Below are 19,886 nucleotides of genomic sequence, written 5' to 3' on the forward strand. Positions count from 1 at the left end.
CAACTTGACCACAACGCTGGTTTCGGCGCAGGAAGGACAGTCTGTTAGCGGGAAGGCATCGTCGTTGGGACGAGACTCGAATGATGCTCAATGTAGTTGTTCACCTCCGGAATCGCCAGCGGCCCGATTGCTTTGGAAGCCGCCTTCATATGAGAGTGAACTTCGAGATAGATCTGTTCGCTCGCCGCCAGAACGCGGAGACCGCTGATAATTTCATCGGTCCCTCCACTTGATAGCATTCGATTCTCTGAGCGGGAAAGGACCTTCGCAGCGTAATTGTGGCGGTTTCGCACAAGGTCTTCGTTCAAATCACGGAGATCGTCAATGAGTTGCCCTGCCTTCGCCATTTCATTACAAAAAGAGGATACTCGCCTGTAGACTGACTTCTGATGAAGCTTCGCGCACACCGCAGCGGAGCCGACCTTCAGGATCGAGCTCACGTTGACGTATCCCCCGAGAAGATCTTCAGGCCGGGAGGTGGACTTGCATTGCAGCGCGTCCACCTCCACGATCGATTGTGTCGTCAGGATAAGGGAGCGGCGGTATTCCCTCCAGAACCAGGATCTCCGATCGAAGTACTTCGCGAATATGCGCTCCGCTTCGAACAGACACTGGTCGGAAGCATAGATCATCGCAGAATCAGCAGATTGCCCGTCGAAGACGTCGTCCTGGAAACGGATGAAGAGAAAGAGGCAGTACTGCGCCCACTGGATGTCTCTGAGGAATCCGGACGGCACCGGGATTCGCCGACGGTTCATGCCAGGGTGCCTATGAAGCGCGACCGGCAGGATTCGCCAGTACGGCAGGCGCAACCAGTAGTCCGATCCGGACTTGCGTTTCTGCGCGCCGGCGGACTTCCTTCGAAAGAACGAGTTGAAGACTTTTCGAACTCCACCTGGCTGTGCCGCTACGAAAGCCCTGCGTAGAAGTAACGTGCTTGGAATTTTCATGCGCTTGATGTCACCGTGGTCATTCGTCCGCTGTAATACCCGATGCTATGTCTTCTCATCCGGGCAGTCGGGCCAGGCACACATGATTTCCCCGCGGGTTGTGCCAAGCACGTACTTTCGTAAGGTCTTGCTCTTGGCCTGTTTTTTTGCAGCTTTCTGCATCTTCTTCCAGTCCACTTTGACCTCCAGAAGCGGCCTGACGAAAGCGACGAGCTTCTCGTCGTTGAGCCTTGTGAAGAGTTCGTCGAAACATTTGAGCGGCAAAACCCTGTTGTCCTTGAGTAGCAGAATGCCGAGGTTCTTGCTTCTGCTGTCTGCATCTTCTTGGGATGTAGCGGCTGCGACAAGTTGATCAAAATACGACACGTTTCCCGAGCAAGCGTTGTACAAGTGCATCAACGATATGAGAGAGTACTGATCTACGTCCCCCACCTGAAGTTGGAGGGGTATTCGGATCTTGGTGAGTGTCCCTGTTTCTGGCATGAGAACCTCCTCAGATTGTGATTACGTTACTGGTGGTTTTCGGCAATCCATTTCTGAATCTGTCTCGAATCATAGCTGGTTGAATCCTGCTGGAGATACTTTCTGAAGTATTCGTATGCTCGTGGTATGTTTCCTTTCATACGATAGATGTTCCCCAGCTTCAGTGTCAATCCCTTCGATGGAGGAATGAGCTGTGCCGCAAGACTCAGTTCCTGAAGTGCGGTATCGATCTTACCGTACTGCAACAACACGTATCCATATTTTTGATGGTAGGCAGCGTTGCGGCTGTCCAGTGAAATGGCGAACTGCATCAACGAATCCCCTTCTGTAAACATGCCCGCATCGGCATAACATGCTCCAAGCGTGAAGGCGATCGGACCAACGCCGGCGAGATCCGAGCAGGCCATGTCGAACCGGTCTTTCCACTTCTTTGCCTCTTTGAGTTCCCCCGAACGAAGGTGGAGTGCGTGAAGCCAGCCGAACATCTCCGGAGAATACGCATGGACCGACGTATCGACCTGAGTCCAATTGTGCAAGGCGACTTTGGCTGAGTCATACCAGCGAACACTGAGCTGGAGGGGAACCGCGGCCCGGTATATGGGCTTATGCTCCCATTTGCTCGTCACGCAGTATCTATATGCTTCGAGGGCGCGCAGCGTGTCGTGTTTTTCCAAGAATGGAACCGCGAGGTTCGCGAGGAGGATGCGATTGGCAGGTTCAAAACCAAGCGCACGGCGGAGATGGCGGATCTGGTTCTCACTATCATAGGAAATAGAAGCCCCGGCCCAATCTATCATGGCTTGCTCGAATTTGTCGGCCGCCGGCCGCAACCGAAGAAGCGTATTCTGATTCTGCCGCGCAGCTTCCGGATTCACCTTTCGGTAGTACGATGAGATCCACACGCGGGGAGAGATGAACGTTGAATCAAGCGCGACCGCTTCCTGAAGCGCTGCACTCCCCGCCGACAACTCCCCATCACAATAGAACTCATATGCTCTGTACAGCCGTTCGAGTGCGCCATAGTTGGCGGGCTTGTTCTTGCTCCAAATGCCCAGATTCGGTTTCTCCTCGAGAATCTCCAGACGCAGGAACGCGCTTGCTTGCCGGGCAAGATTCCGGCAGAGCGAGTCGAGTTGCCGCGGGGAAGCAAACGCACCCTGAAACACCTGAACCGGGTCAAAGGAACTCGCCTTCACCAGACTTGCCTGAAGGATTCTTCCTCCCCCGGGCGAATTGGTAATGCTTCCATCGATCACATAGTCGACCGTCTGGTTTCTCAGGAAGGAGAGGAATCTGTCGGTACGGGGCGGATTCTCTTCCCCGAACGATTCCCTGATGTTCGCATTCAGTCGCAGCAGCGGTTTTGTGATGATGCGATGAACATTGACAAATTCCCCTTCGAACTGCCGCTGCATCTCCGGTTTGTAGGCCTGAAGTAATGTGTCTCTCGGCTCGTCCACGAACTGGAGCACGGCAATTCTGATCGTCTGCGGCGGAGGCGGAAAGAAAAGATCCCAGCCGAGATACAAACCAACGGCAGCGACCGCCATCGCAGCGCCGGTGACGGCGGCAATCCGGCCGAGGCGTTTCCGCGTGAGATGGCTCGTGCGAACTTCGGTAAGTACACGCAGCGCGTCGAGGATTTCATCCATCGACTGCGGACGCTTGGTCTTCTCCTTCTGCAGGCAATGCATCACGAGATCGGAGAGGGCTGTCGGAACACCAGGCTGTACCGTCGCAACCGGCAGCGGTTCGTCAGTGATCACCCGGTACATTACGCTTTCGTCAAACTCTGCGTCGAATGGATGTATACCCGTCAGCATTTGATACAGCAGCACGCCGAAAGACCAGATGTCTGTCCGCGCGTCAATTGGTTCTCCTTTCAATTGCTCGGGCGACATATACAGCGTCGTCCCGGCTCTCCTTCCCTCCCGGGATACCTGCGGAGAGTAGATGAACTTCGCCAGTCCGAAATCGACGATCTTGACGACGCCGGCTTTCGTCACAAGGATGTTCGCAGGCTTGACATCCCGGTGCACGAGACCTTTCTCGTGCGCACGCGCAAGGCCTTCCGCAATCTGTGCGGTGAGAGACGCAGCTTCATGTGGTTGGATTGGGCCGCGGGCAATTGTCTTTTTAAGAGTCTCGCCCTCGTAGAGATCCATCACCATGAATATCTGTCCATCTCTGCTCTCGTCAATGTCGTGGACTGTACAGATATTGTTATGCTGAAGGGCAGATGCCGCCTGCGCTTCCCGGATGAAACGCTCCTTGGCATCTTCGTCGGTGGTGAGTTCGGGAGGAAGGAACTTCAGGGCTACTTGACGCTTGAGCTTTGTGTCCTCGGCTTTATAGACAACACCCATCCCGCCTCCTCCGAGCTTTTCAAGGATGCGGTAATGTGATATCGTCTGCCCTATCATCGCTCATGCCTCCCGCCAATGTGTCCCGGCAGAGTTCCTCCTTTGAGAAACGCAGTCGTGAGCTTCCCTATAATCCTGCAATGGGACAGAGTGGTGCCCGGCATGAGGGCTGCTCCATGCGGGTGAGCGAAGGGTGGCTAAGTTAGGTGTATACTTTTCGGGGCGGAGGGGGAGCTGCGGGGCGCCTCGAAAAGACGGTGCTGATGGATGCTAACATAGCGAATCGGGGAGGAAATATCAAATTGTCTGGAAGCAACGAAACCCAATGCCAATATCCAAAATCGCCCAACAATATTGAGGCTTTTCGTCTACCCCTTTACTCGGCGCGGACGATGCTTGAAAAGAAATCAAAACTGATAGCGAAGGCTTGTGATTGGGCCGCATCGACAGTGGATCCTCTCTTCTGCCTTCTGGATTCTGGATTCTTTCCCCCCTACCCCATAAACAGCTGCTTCGTCACGAAATTGGGATCGGTCGTCAGGTTCACGCCCAGCTTTCTCAGTCCGGCATCGTCACCTGGAGTAGGTATGTGTGTTAAATGAACCTCACATCCGCGGAGTTCTTTGAGCTTTTCCACCGCAGCCTGTGCAGCGGGATTCGTCGTGCCGCTGATGCTCAATGCAATAAGGGTTTCTTCGAGGTCCAGGCTGAGCATAGTACCCTGCAGCACATCCTTCTTGAAATGACTCAATGATGCAATGATCTCAGGCGCAAGGAGATGAACCGAATCCGGCAGATTGGCCATCTGTTTGATCGCATTCAGGATCAGCGCTGACGATGAGTGCATGAGCGGAGAGTTTTTGCCCGTCACGATTGTCCCATCCCGAAGCTCAATTGCCGCTCCGCAGTAGACACCTTCATTCCCTTTTTGATTCCCTTCTGCTTCAGCCGCCGCCTTGCGGGCGGGGAGCACGGTGCTGCGATCCTCCGGGTGCGCTCCGAGTTCATTCATCAACAGTTCGGCGCGCTGGACAGTCCCTTTGTCTGTGAGACCCATCGCGTACTCACAGGCGTAGCGAAAATAACGGCGGATGACTTCCTGCGTCGCCGCAAACCGGACCGCTCCGTCATCGATGATTCCAAATCCCGCCCGATTGACGCCCATGTCAGTCGGCGATTTGTAGAAGGAAGGTTCTCCGGTGATTTTCTCAATGATCCGCTTCAGGAGTGGAAATGCTTCTACATCGCGATTATAGTTGACCGCCTTCTGGTCATACGCCTCAAGGTGAAATGAATCGATCACGTTGAAATCCCGTATGTCCGCAGTTGCAGCCTCATAGGCGACGTTGATCGGGTGCTTCAGGGGCAGGTTCCAGATTGGGAACGTTTCGAACTTCGCGTATCCGGCATGCGTCCCTCGCCGCCATTCGTGATACAATTGGGAGAGACACGTGGCGAGCTTGCCGCTGAGCGGCCCCGGCCCGGTGATCACGACAATCGGTTGCGTCGTACGGATGTAGTCATTGGCGCCGTAGCCTTCATCGCTCACAACCACGTCCACATCCGTGGGATACCCTCGCGTATACCGATGGATGTACACCTGGATGTTGCGACGCTCCAGTTTGTTCTTGAAGAGCAACGCAGACGGCTGGTTCTCAAATCTCGTGATCACGACACCGGTCACATTGATGCCGCGCGAGCGAAGGTCGTCGATGAGCTTCAGTGCGTCGGCATCATACGTAATGCCGAAATCTGCCCGCATCTTCTTTCTCTCGATGTCCCCTGCGTAGATGCAGAGCACAACTTCTGATTTGTCCCGCAGTTCCTGTAATAATCGGATTTTGACATTGGGATCGAACCCCGGCAACACACGTGCAGCGTGAAAATCATACACGAGTTTCCCCCCGAACTCCAGATAGAGCTTGTTCTCAAACCGTTTGACGCGTTCAAGGATGGCCGCAGTTTGCTCGGCAAGGTACTTGTCGCTGTCGAAACCAATGCGCGCAGGCATAAAGTATTCCCCAATGTAAGCGTGTGTTGAACGATTTGTAGACTTGGCTGTTACAACGAAGCGGAAGGATGTCGCCCACACAAACGGTGCTGATGCGTGCCAATGTACCAAATGCAGCAGGAGAATACAAGCCGAATGACCCCGAGGCTGACAACTGACCGCGGTGCCGTCTGCCAGCTGCTGTTTGTTTTGTTTCTTCTGAATTAAGCACCCCCCCCCCTACCCCCCTCCTTGTCTTTCACTCCTTCCTTCTCTACATTGGACGGTCACCGTGCTCTCACAGGAAGGAGCCCTTATGCCCACATCGTCATCCGGCTTGATGAAATCATTCCCGCGCGTGTTCTGGATCGCGAACACGATGGAACTGTTCGAACGCGCTGCATACTATGGCATGAACTCCGTTCTTGCCATTTACCTTACCGATTCTGTTCAGTCCGGCGGGCTCGGATTCTCGGAACAATCGGTAGGCTTTCTGCAAGGTCTGATCTACGCTATGACGTATGTCGTCCCGATTCTCGGCGGCGCGCTAGCCGATCGATACGGATACAGACGGATGCTCATGGTGGCGTTTTCGTTCCTCACTGCGGGATACTTCGCAACCGGACATATGAGTTCCTACGGTGCTGTCTTCGCGAGCTTGCTCGTGATGGCCTCGGGGGCCGGGCTGTTCAAACCGATCATCAGCGGAACCATCGCCAGGAGCACCAACGAAGGCAACTCTGGATTCGGTTTCGGTATCTATTACTGGATGATCAATCTCGGCGCGTTTATCGCTCCGTTCGTCGTCAGCTACATCAAAGACTTCTCATGGACGTACGTGTTCACTGCCTCCTCCCTCTATTGTGCGGCCATGCTGCTCCCTACTATCTTCATGTTCAAGGATCCCCCAAAACCCGAAAATACTCGTTCGTTCAAGGACGTGCTCCAGGGGGCGGCGATGGTTCTTGGCGATGCCCGGTTCATGCTGATGATTGTAGTCTACTCCGGTTTCTGGATTTTGTACTTTCAGAACTTTGGTTCAGTGCTATGGTATCTGCGCGACTTTATTCCCACTGCGCCCATTGATCAGTTGTTCGCTTCGATCGGACTTCCGCTCAAGTTCGGACCCGAGTACGTCACCATCGTGAACGCCGGCACTATCATACTGCTTCAGGTATTCGTCAGCAGGATCGTAAAGAACGCCAAACCTCTGCCGACGATGATCTCCGGCATGTTCCTCGGGTTCCTCGGCTTCATTCTCCTCGCGTTCTCTTCGAACATCTGGATCTTCGTGGCAGGCATCGTCGTGTTTTCCATCGGTGAAATGACCGCTCACCCGAAGTATTACAGTTACGTCGGGCTGGTTGCTCCGGCGGACAAGAAAGCGGTCTACATGGGATATGCGTTCCTCTATGGTGTCATCGGCAGTCTTGTCGGCTCGAGCATCGGCGGTGCGCTGTACGAATCGATCATGAAACCCGTCATCGGTCAACCGGACTCCATCGGCACCACACGATTGTTCTGGTTGATGTTCGCAGGACTGGACATCGCTGCGGTAGTCGGTCTCATGTTCTACAATCGTGCGTTCGCCATCGATACGCCGGAAACCAACGCACGTGCGCGCACCATCATGATCGGTGTATATGTTCTCCTTCTGATTGTCGGCTGCTGGTTCCTGTACATCTCAGCCTTCACCGGAGCAACGGTGAACTACAAAACAATGATTCAGGCGGTTATCATGCTGTTGATTGGAGGAGGAGGAGTCGTGATCAGCCTGAAGGGACCGGCAAGAAGTTGATTTTCCCTCTCCCTTTCACTATATAACACACATCCAAGAGTTTCTATTTCTGCATCCCAGGGAGTAACATGAAACAAATCCATCTTTCGTTGTTCATCCTCATTCTTGCGGCACTTTCAATTTCGTGCCAATCAAAGAACGCTTCACAGAAGCCCGACGCCCTGGCAGCACACATCGATTCCACGGTGACGCCCGGCAACGATTTTTTTCTCTTCGCAAACGGGAAATGGTTCAAGGACAATCCTATTCCGGCGAGCGAAACGAGCAACGGACTCTGGCAGCTCATTCAGGACACCATCAACGCTCAGATCCGCAACATCTGTGAGTCGTCTTCGGCATTGACGAATGCTCCGAAAGGAAGCAACAAGCAGAAGATCGGCGATTTCTTCTTCAGCGGAATGGATAGCGTGACACTCAACAAGAACGGAATCGCCGACCTGAGGAGCGATCTCGATATGATCGATGGCTTGAAGGATGTGCAGGGCGTGGTCAAAGCTGCTGCTTATATTCGTACTGTTTCGGGCTCTCCGTTGTTTTCCTTCAGTGTCGGACAGGATGACCGGATCAGCAGCAAGAACGCCGTGTTCATCTACCAGGGAGGGCTCAGTCTCCCGGACCGCCGGTACTATTTCGACACCGACGCCGGCGCGGTGAAGATTCGCCAGAAGTTTGTCGAGCACCTCAATAACATGTTCGTGATCCTCGGCTATGACAATGCCAGAGCGAAAATGGCCGCAGGCAGCCTGATGAAACTCGAAACCAGCCTTGCCAAGGCCGCCCGGAAGCGCGAGGACACGCGGGACCCGATCAAGAACTACAACAAGATGTCGTTCAAGCAGCTCGCCAGTTCGACACCCGGCCTGGATTGGGCCGTGTTCATGGCAGGCTCAGGATTGCAGAACGTCGACACCGTCATCGTCGGACAGCCGGAGTTTCTCACCGCCCTGAACGGGACGCTGAAAACCGTACCGCTCGCTGATTGGAAGAACTACCTCAAATACCATCTCGTACGCGGACTCGCCCGGTACATGGACGACAAGACCTACCTCGAGGCCTTCAGCTTCTACTCCACCACCCTCCGGGGCGTCAAAGAGCCGAAGCCGCGATGGAAACGCGTCGTGGAACAGTCCGACGGCTCGCTGGGTGAGCTCATTGGACAGGTCTATGTCGACGAGTACCTGCCGAAGGGAACGAAGGAAAAGCTCCAGGAAATCGGAAACGCCATCAGAGAAGCGTACGCCGAACGGATTAAAGCCCTCGACTGGATGAGCGAGGCGACAAAGGCGAAAGCCCTCGTGAAACTCAATTCCATCATTATGAAAGTCGGATATCCCGACAAATGGAAAGACCTGAGCACGCTCCAGACCGACCGCTCGTCGTTTGTCCACAACGTGATGAATGCGAACACATGGCGGCACAAGTATATGATTTCGAAGTTCGGCAAACCGGTCGACCGGACGGAATGGGGTATGGAACCTCAAACCTACAACGCGTACTACAACCCCTCCAACAACGAAATAGTCGTTCCGGGATGTAACATCATCGTGCCGGGCTATGAACGCGTGCTCGCGGACGATGCCCTGCTGTATTCCATCATCGGCGGGTCCACGTTTGGTCACGAGATCACGCATGGGTTCGACGATCAGGGGAGCAAGTATGATGAGATGGGGAATCTCAACAACTGGTGGACCGCCGACGACAGCGCAAAGTTCACAGCGAAGACCAAGATGGTTGTCAAACAGTTCAACGACTACATCGCCGTCGACAGCCTCCACATCAATGGAGAACTGACGCAAGGTGAAAATATTGCCGACATCGGCGGTATCATGATGGGATATGATGCGTTCAAAAAAACCAAGCAGTACAAAAACAAGGAGATCATCGCCGGGCTGAATCCGGATCAGCGCTTTTTCCTCGGGTACGCCCTCGCGTGGATGATCAATGAACGCCCGGAGTCGATCGCGAATCAGGTTCGAAGCAATGAACACTCCCCTGCGAAGTTCCGTGTCATTGGTCCGCTGGCCGATATGCCCGAGTTCTATCAGACGTTCGGAGTGAAAGAGGGGAATGCGATGTGGCGGCCTGAGAGTCTGAGAGTGAAGATCTGGTAACAAGAACAGTGTGGACCCGTCAGGTTTCCACGGTGATCCGGGAGCAAACCTGAAGGTCTACTTGGTACCCAGGTTGAAAAGCCTCAGCACGTGCTGGGGCTTTTCTCTGCAATCGCGCAGTGGCTGCATGTCGCTGGTCGGGACATGACACAAGATCGGGCTCCATCTGCGCGATAGGAGATCGCGATCGGATGCTATGATCGGAATCGGTAAGTCTAACTGTGCAGCTCCTCTGGAGCTTCCTTTAATGTGATTTGCGTAGTTACAGACATTGCGCTCCCAGCCGAGCGCTTTCGTGACTCAATACAGAGAGCACTGACACACCGGGATCCTGGATGTCGGGCCTGACAGCCCCGTAGGGGCGGAATGTCTCTATCCAGGAAATAGCACTTGATCGAGCTCCGTCAGGAGGTCAGACTGATTGGTGTCGTCATGGCCAATACATACACTCAACTATACGTACATGTAGTCTTTGCGGTCAAGGGAAGACTTGGTCTCATCCGGAAACAATGGAAGGAGGAATTGCATAAATACATCGCGGGTATTGTACGGAATCAGGGTCAGAAACTGATAGGCATCAATAGCATGCCTGACCACGTGCACGTGCTTCTTGGCTTGAGACCTGATATTGCACTCTCCGAGTTGGTTCGTGACATCAAGGCAAATTCGTCAAGATTTGTCAATGAACGACGATGGGTTCGAGGCAAATTCAATTGGCAAGAGGGCTTTGGGGCCTTCACCCGGTCACATGAAGAACTGGAGAGGGTGATCAAGTACATTGAGAATCAAGAAGCGCATCATTCAAGAAAGTGCTTCCTCGATGAATATCTCCAGATGCTCCAGGATTCTCACATTGAATTCGACAAGAAGTACGTTTTCGAACAAACCGACTAATTGCATGTTCGGTCTCGGAGAATGTTTTGTAGATTGGTGTGCCGCTCCTCTGGAGCTTCCTTTAATGTGATTTGCGTAGTTACAGACATTGCGCTCCTAACGGAGCGCTTTCGTGGCTCAACGCACAGAGTCCCAACGCACGCGAATCCTTGATTCCGGGCCGAACAGCCCCGTAGGGGCGGAATGTCTCTAACCAGGAAATGGAACTTGATCGAGCTCCGTCAAGGAGTTGAACTCAGCTGTCTTGTTCCTACGGAGCTTCCCATGATATTATTTCACTTGGTACTAGATATTCCGCTCCCAGCCCAGCGCTTCCGTGACTCAACACACTGAGTCCCACCGCACGCGAATCCTTGATTCCGGGCCCAACAGCCCCGTAGGTGCGGAATGTCTCTAACCAAGAAGATGAGCTCAGCTGTCTTGTTCCTATGGATCTTCCCATGATCTTGTTTCACCTGGTAATAAATATTGCGCTCCCAGCCGAGCGCTTTCGTGACTCAATACAGAGAGCACTGACACACCGGGATCCTGGATGTCGGGCCTGACAGCCCCGTAGGGGCGGAATGTCTCTATCCAGGAAATAGCACTTGATCGAGCTCCGTCAGGAGCATCCTCATCGCTGCACGCGATCTGTCCGTCCACTTCGGAGAACAGGTTGTGTTAAAGAACGCGTCCATCAGCATTCATCAGGACGACAGGATCGGGCTCATCGGAAACAACGGCTCCGGAAAGACCACGCTCCTGAGGATCATCGCCGCGGTGATGGAGCCTGATTCAGGATCCGTCGAACGCCGGCGCGCAATGATCCTTGGGTATTTGTCCCAGGATTTTCAGCTCGATCAGACGAAAACGGTGTACGACAATATTGTGGAGGGGGCTCACGACGTCATCGACATCCTGAGAGAATATGAATCTCTCCCCTACACCTCTGACCGGCGTCACCTCCTCGAAGAGCAGATCCATCATCGGGACGGATGGAATCTCGAGAACAGGATTCAGACCGCGATGCACTCCTTGAATGTACCGGAGCGGAGTCGCGGCATTCAGACTCTTTCCGGCGGCGAGAAACGCCGCGTCGCATTGTGCAAAGCGATCATCTCTCGTCCCGACCTGCTCATCCTCGATGAACCGACGAACCACCTCGACACACAATCCATCGAATGGATGGAGAGCTTCCTGGAGAACTATTCAGGCGCCTGCCTTTTCGTCACGCACGACAGATATTTCCTTGACTCGATCGCGACCAGAATTGTTGAACTCTCCAACGGGGAATGCTATTCACACGAAGGCAACTACACCGATTTCCTCATCGACAAAGCTGAACGCGAAGCTCAGCTCGAAACCGAGGAGAGGAAGCGGAACAGGTTTCTCCGGCGCGAACTCGATTGGGTCCGCCGCGGGCCGCGGGCCCGGCGCACAAAAGCAAAGAGCCGTCTCAAGAGTTATTTCGAGACACTTGCCGAAGACGGATACGAAGCTGACGCGGAAGTTGACCTGATTCTTCCCCCCGCCCCTCCGTTCGGATCAAGGGTCCTGAACCTGAAGAACCTGGGGATTGAGCTGGGAGGAAGACAACTGTTTTCTGGGTTGAATTTCAATTTCGAGAGGCACCGGAAACTCGGAATCATAGGCCGGAACGGGCTCGGCAAAACGACGCTGCTGCGGATCATCCTGGGAGAACTGCAGCCGGGTGACGGACATACGGACCTCGGAGACAAAACTGTCTTCAACTACGTCGACCAATCCCGGCTGGCGTTGAACGACAAGAACACGGTCCTTCAGGAAATCGGCGATGGACGCGAGTGGATCATGTTCGGCGAGGAGCGCCTCACCGTCTGGAAATACCTCCGGCGATTTCTCTTCACGGACGACAGGATCAACACCAAGGTAGAGAAACTCTCAGGCGGTGAGCGGAGCAGGCTTCTGCTCGCAAAGATCCTGATGAACGGGGGAAATTTTCTGATCCTGGATGAGCCGACGAATGATCTTGATTTGGCGACGCTCCGCGTCCTGGAGGAAGCCCTGGTCGCATTCGAGGGGTGTGTGATCATCGTGAGCCACGATCGGTACTTTCTGAACAGGGTCTGCAACGGGATTCTGGCGTTTGAAGGAGAGGGAGAAGTTCACTTCAGTGAGGGCGATTATGATTACTACCTCGAGAAGAGGGAACTCCGCACGGCCGCGGACGTGCCCGCGGACATCCCATCGAAGAAGCAGGAGACTACGACAAAGACTCAGCCGAAGGGTTTGAAGTGGAAGGAAGCGCGCGAGCTTGAATCTATCGAGCGCGGCATTGTGGATGCAGAAGCGGAAGTTGAGCGTCTTGAAGCGATTTTCTCCGAGCCGGATTTCTACCAGAAGCGCGGAGACCAAATTGCTCAACTAATGGGCGAACTCGAGACCGCGAAAGCAACCGTGGATCGTCTCTATACACGATGGAATGAACTCGAGGAATTGAAGTCCAACCTGAGCTGAAGTTGCATTGCAGACCCGTCAGGTTTCCCGGGAGTCACCTTGGCAAACCTGACGGGTCTACCGGCTTACTGGCGCACCGCGTCAACGAAGGCAAGCACGTTTTCCCAAGGCACATCAGGCTCCAGTATATGCGATGGAGCGATCAGCAGTCCCCCCTTTGCTCCCAATTGCCCCTGAATCTGCTTCACCGTTCGCGCAATCTCTTCTGGCGCGCTGTAGGGCATCGTCGTCTGCGTCCCGATGCCTCCCCAGAACGAAATCTTGCCACTGAACCGGCGACCGATTTCTTCCAGATCGTTGCACTCCGGCTGGACCGGGTTTACGATGTCGACCCCGATGTCGATGTACTCCGGGATGAAGTCCATGATGGCTCCGTCAGAGTGCATGAACACGAGGATGTCATCGTTCTCCTGCTTTGCAGCCGCAATGATCCGCCGCGTTCGCTCTTTCAGGAACTTCCGGTACAATTCGAGGCCGAACATAGGTCCATGCTGCGTCGAAACGTCGTCACCGAGCCTCAGCACATCCACTCCGATCTCTGCGTACTTTCTCGCCTGACGAATGCGAATCTCCGTGAGCTTCTCACAGATCGCGTGTGCGAGGTCTTCGTTGCGATAGAAATCGGTAAGCAGGTTCTCCATCCCGCGCATGAGCCATGCGGTTTCGAAGATCGTCATGTACAGTTCGCCGGTGACGGCGTAGCCCCGGTCTTGATACGCCCGCGTCTTTTCGGCTATCCCCTCAAATCGATAGTCCGCATCGACATCAGGACAGTCGAATTCGAGGATTTGTTCAACCGTCGTGCAAACGGCAAGGGGGTGATACTTGTATTCCAGGAAATGCTCCATCGATCCCTGGACCGCCCCGTAGCCCCATTCATCCCAAATGACATTCGATGGAATTTCTGCATCAAACCGGCGGCGAAAATCGGTCTGTTTTGTTGTCGGATTGATGTTGACGGAACGGGTATCGAAGTCGAAATACTCGGCAGGATCAAGCTGAAATCCGGTTCGTTCCCGGAACACCTTCATGAGTCCCGGCGTGAATGCCCCCCAGCTGATTTCAAACGGCGGGCGATCCGGGAGACCGGTTCGGCGCATAGAGGTTAGTACGCGTTCACGTGAATTCATTTCCATTCAACCAGGTTTGTGCACAACGATTGCGCTGTTAATTGCACACAGATGACACTGATGATACAGATTTACACTGATTGATCAATCTGTGGTCATCACGTCCTTTTCTGTGTCATCAGTGTGCTAATCTCTTTCAAAATAGCTTCGACATGTTAATTTTGTCCGGATCGACACCGTCTGTAGCCGACAAGATCGATGCGTCGACCTTTTCTGTCAGCGAGCCGGCTGTCTTGTAGAGCGCGATGATATTGGCCATTGGTGAACCAACCTGAATCGCATGCGACGGACCAAGGAACAACCCGCCATCAGGAAACAAATCCAGCCTCCTTCGCACCTCTCGTTGAACATCGTCCACCGTCCCCCATGCCATCGTCGTCTGCACGCAAACCGACCCGCAAAACGTCAGGCGGTCGCCGTAGTGCGACTTAAGATACGCGATATCCATTTCCGGCGTCGTCGGCTGGACTACGTCCTGCACATCCAGCCCCAGCTCAATCAGGCGAGGCAGAAAGGCTTCAACGGTGCCGCACATATGCATCATCGTGCGCGCACCATAGCTGTGTACCATGTCGAAGTATTTCTTGTATTTTGGAGCGAAGTGGCGCTCGAAAATCTCGTGACTGATCATCTGGCCCTGCTGGTTCCCAAGATCATCCCCCACATGGGCAAAGTCGATCAATCCTCCCGCCGCTTCAAGCACCCGCCGGTGCTGTTCGTAGTAGAACTTGAACCGGGCCTCCATGATTTCGAGGAAGACTTCATTGTCCTCAAGGAGATCCATCAATACCTCTTCCATGCCACGGGCCCGTCCGATGCTGTTGATGAAATCCATGTCTCCTGCCGTGCCAAAACAGATGGCGTATCGGCCCTTCAGCGCCTCACACTGTGCCCGGATCGTCGAATAATCAAACCCATCCGCTTTCGGAAAGTGAGAGCGATCGAGTTTATCGAGAGTCTCAATGCCGGCATAGGGCAGGTAGCATGCTTCGAGGTAGCGTCCTCCCTCAAATTGCGCATAGCGGTACCGTTCTCCAAAATACCCCTCGATGCTCCCATCCGGAAATGTTCGCAGTTCCGGCCCGACATATACAGGTTCAACATAACGGAAATCGTCACCGACGAGCCGCAGCACCTGCTCCATGTTGCTGAGGCCGAAGTGCTGCATGATCATCCGGTTGATTTCGGGTGTGCCCTCGTGTTTGATCGGGATGCGGTCATATCCGCGCCGCTCATAGGCACTGATGACTCGTTCGCGTGAGTTCATTGTGGATCGTTCCTTTACGTTGAACCGGGATTCCGGAATTCGCTGCGTCAGCCATCGAAGTCCCGGGAAGATCAGAAAGGTATGATGGGTGTTGAAGTGAAGGTAGCAGATTCTAAGTCGATCCGCAAACAGGTGGGAAAAATCATTCCCAAAATCATTCTCAGATTAAGGAGCGGCTCTGCTTCGCTGACTTATCGGGTTTCCAGTATATCCGATAAATTCCCGACGGGATATCGATCCTGCGAAAAACACAAGAGCCGGTCAACATTGACCGGCTCTCGTTGATCCCCATGATGTGCTTGCCCGCTACGGAGCGCATGGATCCTGAATCTTCGCGATCCAGTCTTTCCACTTCGTAATCTGTTCTCCCTGAAGAATCGCAGTAACGCCTGCAAAGAGCTGATCCCTCTTCGCGCACATCGCAACTTTGACAGTCTGCGACGCCGGATTGTTCTTGATCAGTTCCCGCGTTGCCTGGTTGAGAACTTTGATTTGTGCGGCCGCGGCCTCCCGCGTAAGCTTTCCGTTCTTCACATCATCCAGGATTGCCCGCCGTTTTGTATTTGCGTCCTGAATAATGGTCTTGTTCGCTTCGAAGAATTGCTGGATGAGCGGTTTCATGTCCTGGTGGAACGTTTTCGCCAAATCTCGAATGCGGGTCTTCTGATCGTCCGTCAGGTTCAGCTGTCTGAAGAAGAGGCCCAGGTGTTTTCCGAAATTGAACCGATCGAACCAAGGCATTCCCCTCATGGCAGGGTCGCCAGGTACGAACAGCCGGTCGCCGTCGACGAAACCGTAGTTCAAGAGCGTGCTGTTAAATGTCATTTCGGTTTCGGTGGTCGCATCCTCAACGCCGTTCTGAACATCGCCATAGTCCACAATGGCGAACTGAGCGATGTCGAAGTTCATCTGACGGGGGCCATTAACATTTCCCCGATCGGAACAGGCCGGGAGAGTCAGCACGATGGCCAGAACGAGTACCGCAGACAGGGTGAAGACAATTGATGGTTTCATAGATCCTTCCTCCTTGTTGGCGCTTTGACAGCGTCAAGTTTGGCGAGGTTTAACTCCATTTTCGAAAAAGATACGTTATACCGGCCACGCGGCTGCCTGCACATCGGACGCGGGGTGCCGGACTAACATGCTGGAAAAGCCGCAGAAACGCAAACACAATATGTCAGCCCTCAAGGTTTCCTGAGTGATACGGTTGAAGACACGAAGGGCCTCACAGCTTACTCGTGCTCGGGCATGGGCTCGAGCGATTCCTTCGTGAACGAGAACAGGAACAACATCACAGCAAACACGAGGTACGCGGCTGCAAACTGGTATGGGATCTTCTGCAGAACACTTTCCAGCGTCCAGGGGAGATACATCACTCCGTCTGCTGATGCCGAATGGATGACTCCAAAGTACGTGAGGCCGGCGAGAATCAGAAGATAGACAGATGCTTTTCTCAGATGACGGTCAATCAACTCTGCGAGGAAGCCCCCCCACAACATCGCGGTGACGATGAATCCGTTGCCGAGAGCAAACGTCACCAGCATTTCGGGCAGAGCCTTTCCGGGAGCGACCATCAGCTTCTGGAAATTCTCCGCCGGTACGAACTCGGGGTTGCCGAGCTTAATCGAAAGCAGCCGGGCAACGGTCGGGAAAAACGCGAACGCAACGGCCGGCGCGTGGCGGGCCGGACAGGCGAGGAACGATTGGCATACGATGTCGAGTGCCACGAAAATCAGGATGGGGGCGAGCACTGCACGCGGGATGAGTTCGACGAAGAATGAAACATACCCCAGCATTCCTCCCAACCCGATAAACAGCCCCGTCATTAAGGTGTAGCCCGCTCTTGAACCCATATGTTTGTAGGCAGGCTGCCCGATGTACGGAGTGGATTGTGCAACTCCTCCGCACATGCCTGCGATGAGCGTTGCGATCGCTTCTGTGAGAAGTATACTCCTCGTGTTGTAATCATCGCCTGCAACGCGGGCACTCTCAGTGACGTTGATGCCGCCCACCACTGTCAGCAGACCAAATGGAATCGCTATCGGCAGGTATTTAAGCGCCCGAGTGAAGCCGTCAATGAACCCGAGCGTCGGTGTCGGAAATCCCAAATGGAAATCCAGCGCCGGCGCTCCGGCGTAGGTCCCCCCCATCCAACCCGTCGAGCCGAACAAATAGTAGATCGCCGTCCCTATGAAGACGGCCGCGAAGACGCTCGGGAAATTCTTCGGCAGGCGGATGCGCGCAACGAGTGTATAGAGGATGAGTCCGAGCGAAATCATACCGACAATGGGCATCCCAAACACGTCGACCAGAGGCGTCAATCCGATAAGTGCGAGCCCAATTCCCGCAAGCGAACCAAGGAGCCCCGCCTGCGGCACGACACGCTGCACCCACTGACCGATGAACGAAAATACTACTTTGAGTATGCCGATCATCACCATGGTCGCCATGCCGATGTACCACGTCATCAGCGCAGCGTCGTGTTCGGACATTCCTTCCGCCTTCAGGCCCACGAAGGCAGGACCGAGGACAACAAGAGCGATACCGATTGTAGACGGCGTATCCAGGCCCAGCGGCATTGCTGTGACGGTGGGATTTCCTGTCTTTTTCGAGAGTCGGAAGGCCATCCACGTGTAGACAATATCTCCAAAGAGCACGCCGAATGCCGTGCCGGGAAACATTTTGGTGTACACGATGTCGGCGGGGAATTTGAAAACAAAGACGAGTATGCCGGCAAGGAACGAAAGAACGGTCAGGTTGTCGAACATCAGTCCGAAGAAGCCGTTCAGGTCCCCAAGGGCAAACCACTGATAGCGTTTTGAAGTGTTGTTCATAGCGAAATCCCTCAATCAATAATAGAAGCGCACACTGATTACACAGAAAAGGAGAGATTTACACAGATGAGAACATCTGTGTAAATCCGTTTCATCTGTGTCATCAGTGTGCCATTTCGAGCTTATCAACTGACAAACATCCCTGCAATCGATGCCGTCATCCAGGTTGCAATGGTGCCTCCCAGCAGCGCCCGGAAGCCGAGTTTCGCGATGTCGCTCCGCCTGTTCTCCGCGAGCGGACTGATTCCGCCGATCTGGATTGCTATCGAGGAGAAGTTCGCAAACCCGCAGAGCGCATAGGTGGCAATGACGATCGCTTTTTCAGAAAGCTGATGCGCCGCGACGACGTCCGCCATCTGTGAATAGGCAACGAACTCGTTCAGGACAAGCTTCAGTCCCATCAGGCTTCCCACATTGAGCGCATCGCCCCACGGAACGCCGATTGCGAAGGCGACGAACTGGAAGATCAGTCCGAACAACAGTTCGAGTGAAAGAGGCTTTCCAAACTGCGCCACGCAGAGCGCACCGAGACCGGTGGCATCGCCGAGGAGTCCGAGCAGAAAATTGATGAGAGCGATAAACGCGATGAACGCGATCAGCATTCCGCCAACGTTCAGTGCAAGCCGGACACCGTCCGAGGCACCGGAAGCTGCCGCTTCGATCACGTTTGAATAGGTCTTCTCGATCTTCAGCTTCACCGTCCCCATCGTGAGAGGTTCTTCTGTCTCCGGAAAGAGCATCTTCGCGACAACGATCGTCGCCGGCGCGGCCATGATCACTGCTGCGAGCAGGTGTCCGGCGAAGTAGATCTGTGATGCATCAAGCCCCATGCCATACGATTTTGCATAGGCAACGCCGAGAAGCGTATAGTAGGCGATCATCACGCCCCCGGCGATGTGGGCCATACCGCTTGTCATAACGGTATAGAGTTCAGACTGCGTCATCTTGGCGATGTATGGGCGGATGACCAGCGGTGCTTCCGTCTGACCGATGAACGTGGCTGCCGCGACGCAGAGCGATTCTGCTCCGCTTGCCTTCATGAATTTCGAGATCACCCAGGCCATTCCCTGCACCACGCGCTGCATAACGCCGAGGTGGTACAATATCGCCATCAGCGATGCGAAGAAAATGATTGTCGGGAGCACCTGGAAGGCAAAGAAAAAGCCGAGGCTTCCCTTGTCCCCGGGAGCCGTCGCCAACGAACCAAACACGAATTGAGCGCCGTTCAGCGCGAAGGCAAACAGCCGAACAAAGGCCTTGCTGATGGCGTCGAAGATCTGTCTGCCAATGTCTGTTTTCAGGACGAAAAGGGCGAAGACAAACTGCATTCCGAGGCCGACACCGACCAGCCGCCAGCTGATGGCCCGTTTGTTGGGCGAGAAAAGAAAGGCGATGCCTATGACAAAGACGAGTCCGAGAAGCCCGCGTCCGACCGATGAGAAATCCATGATGCTCCTCTCGAGGTGGAATGGGTGACGAATGATTCGAAGCGAAGCATGGAGTCCGGTGCAATCGAGGAAGGCCGCGACGCTTCAGATGGCGGAAAAGGTATAAAGAATTCGAGAAAGAAGGAAGTAGTAGAGTAGATGAG

13 protein-coding genes are annotated in these 19,886 nt (G+C 54.1%); 4 read left to right on the forward strand and 9 right to left on the reverse strand.

The window, feature by feature from the left end; genetic code table 11:
* Positions 1-44: 44 nt before the first annotated feature.
* The 4 genes from NTU47_04395 to NTU47_04410 form a co-directional block, all read right to left on the reverse strand.
* On the reverse strand, positions 45-950 hold the full coding sequence (locus tag NTU47_04395; protein MCX6133036.1) for a class 1 isoprenoid biosynthesis enzyme: 906 nt from the start codon (positions 948-950) through the stop codon (positions 45-47).
* Between the two features lie 45 nt (positions 951-995).
* Entirely contained in the window at positions 996-1,433 is a 438-nt protein-coding gene (locus NTU47_04400) for a hypothetical protein (protein MCX6133037.1), read from the reverse strand.
* A 26-nt stretch (positions 1,434-1,459) separates the two neighbouring features.
* On the reverse strand, positions 1,460-3,856 hold the full coding sequence (locus tag NTU47_04405) for a serine/threonine-protein kinase (protein ID MCX6133038.1): 2,397 nt from the start codon (positions 3,854-3,856) through the stop codon (positions 1,460-1,462).
* A 433-nt stretch (positions 3,857-4,289) separates the two neighbouring features.
* The gene (locus NTU47_04410; GenBank protein MCX6133039.1) at positions 4,290-5,807 is read right to left on the reverse strand and encodes a DUF1846 domain-containing protein; all 1,518 of its coding nucleotides are present in this window, start codon (positions 5,805-5,807) and stop codon (positions 4,290-4,292) included.
* Positions 5,808-6,102: 295 nt separating this feature from the next.
* On the opposite strand from NTU47_04410, the gene NTU47_04415 reads away from it, so the two are divergent.
* The 4 genes from NTU47_04415 to NTU47_04430 all read left to right on the forward strand — a co-directional run bounded on the left by NTU47_04415 (position 6,103) and on the right by NTU47_04430 (position 13,064).
* Positions 6,103-7,584 (forward strand): MFS transporter, encoded by a 1,482-nt coding sequence (locus NTU47_04415; protein MCX6133040.1) that lies wholly within the window; start codon positions 6,103-6,105, stop codon positions 7,582-7,584.
* A 68-nt stretch (positions 7,585-7,652) separates the two neighbouring features.
* Positions 7,653-9,695 carry a M13 family metallopeptidase gene (locus NTU47_04420; GenBank protein ID MCX6133041.1) on the forward strand — a complete coding sequence of 681 codons (2,043 nt, stop codon included), beginning with the start codon at positions 7,653-7,655 and terminating at the stop codon, positions 9,693-9,695.
* A 390-nt stretch (positions 9,696-10,085) separates the two neighbouring features.
* A complete protein-coding gene (tnpA, locus tag NTU47_04425; protein MCX6133042.1) occupies positions 10,086-10,589 on the forward strand; it encodes an IS200/IS605 family transposase in 504 nt (167 codons plus the stop codon).
* A 657-nt stretch (positions 10,590-11,246) separates the two neighbouring features.
* Positions 11,247-13,064 carry an ATP-binding cassette domain-containing protein gene (locus tag NTU47_04430; protein MCX6133043.1) on the forward strand — a complete coding sequence of 606 codons (1,818 nt, stop codon included), beginning with the start codon at positions 11,247-11,249 and terminating at the stop codon, positions 13,062-13,064.
* A gap of 65 nt (positions 13,065-13,129) precedes the next feature.
* On the opposite strand, the gene NTU47_04435 is transcribed toward NTU47_04430, so the two are convergent.
* The 5 genes from NTU47_04435 to NTU47_04455 all read right to left on the reverse strand — a co-directional run bounded on the left by NTU47_04435 (position 13,130) and on the right by NTU47_04455 (position 19,743).
* Positions 13,130-14,194 (reverse strand): hypothetical protein, encoded by a 1,065-nt coding sequence (locus NTU47_04435; GenBank protein ID MCX6133044.1) that lies wholly within the window; start codon positions 14,192-14,194, stop codon positions 13,130-13,132.
* 136 nt (positions 14,195-14,330) lie between these two features.
* Positions 14,331-15,461 carry a hypothetical protein gene (locus NTU47_04440; protein ID MCX6133045.1) on the reverse strand — a complete coding sequence of 377 codons (1,131 nt, stop codon included), beginning with the start codon at positions 15,459-15,461 and terminating at the stop codon, positions 14,331-14,333.
* A gap of 306 nt (positions 15,462-15,767) precedes the next feature.
* Positions 15,768-16,475, reverse strand: a complete 708-nt coding sequence (locus tag NTU47_04445; protein MCX6133046.1) for a hypothetical protein — start codon at positions 16,473-16,475, stop codon at positions 15,768-15,770.
* 218 nt (positions 16,476-16,693) lie between these two features.
* Positions 16,694-18,295 carry a hypothetical protein gene (locus NTU47_04450; protein MCX6133047.1) on the reverse strand — a complete coding sequence of 534 codons (1,602 nt, stop codon included), beginning with the start codon at positions 18,293-18,295 and terminating at the stop codon, positions 16,694-16,696.
* Between the two features lie 125 nt (positions 18,296-18,420).
* A complete protein-coding gene (locus NTU47_04455) occupies positions 18,421-19,743 on the reverse strand; it encodes a NupC/NupG family nucleoside CNT transporter (protein ID MCX6133048.1) in 1,323 nt (440 codons plus the stop codon).
* Positions 19,744-19,886 lie beyond the last annotated feature (143 nt).

The sequence above is a fragment of the Ignavibacteriales bacterium genome, from assembly GCA_026390595.1.
Taxonomy (GTDB): domain Bacteria; phylum Bacteroidota; class Ignavibacteria; order UBA10030; family UBA10030; genus UBA9647.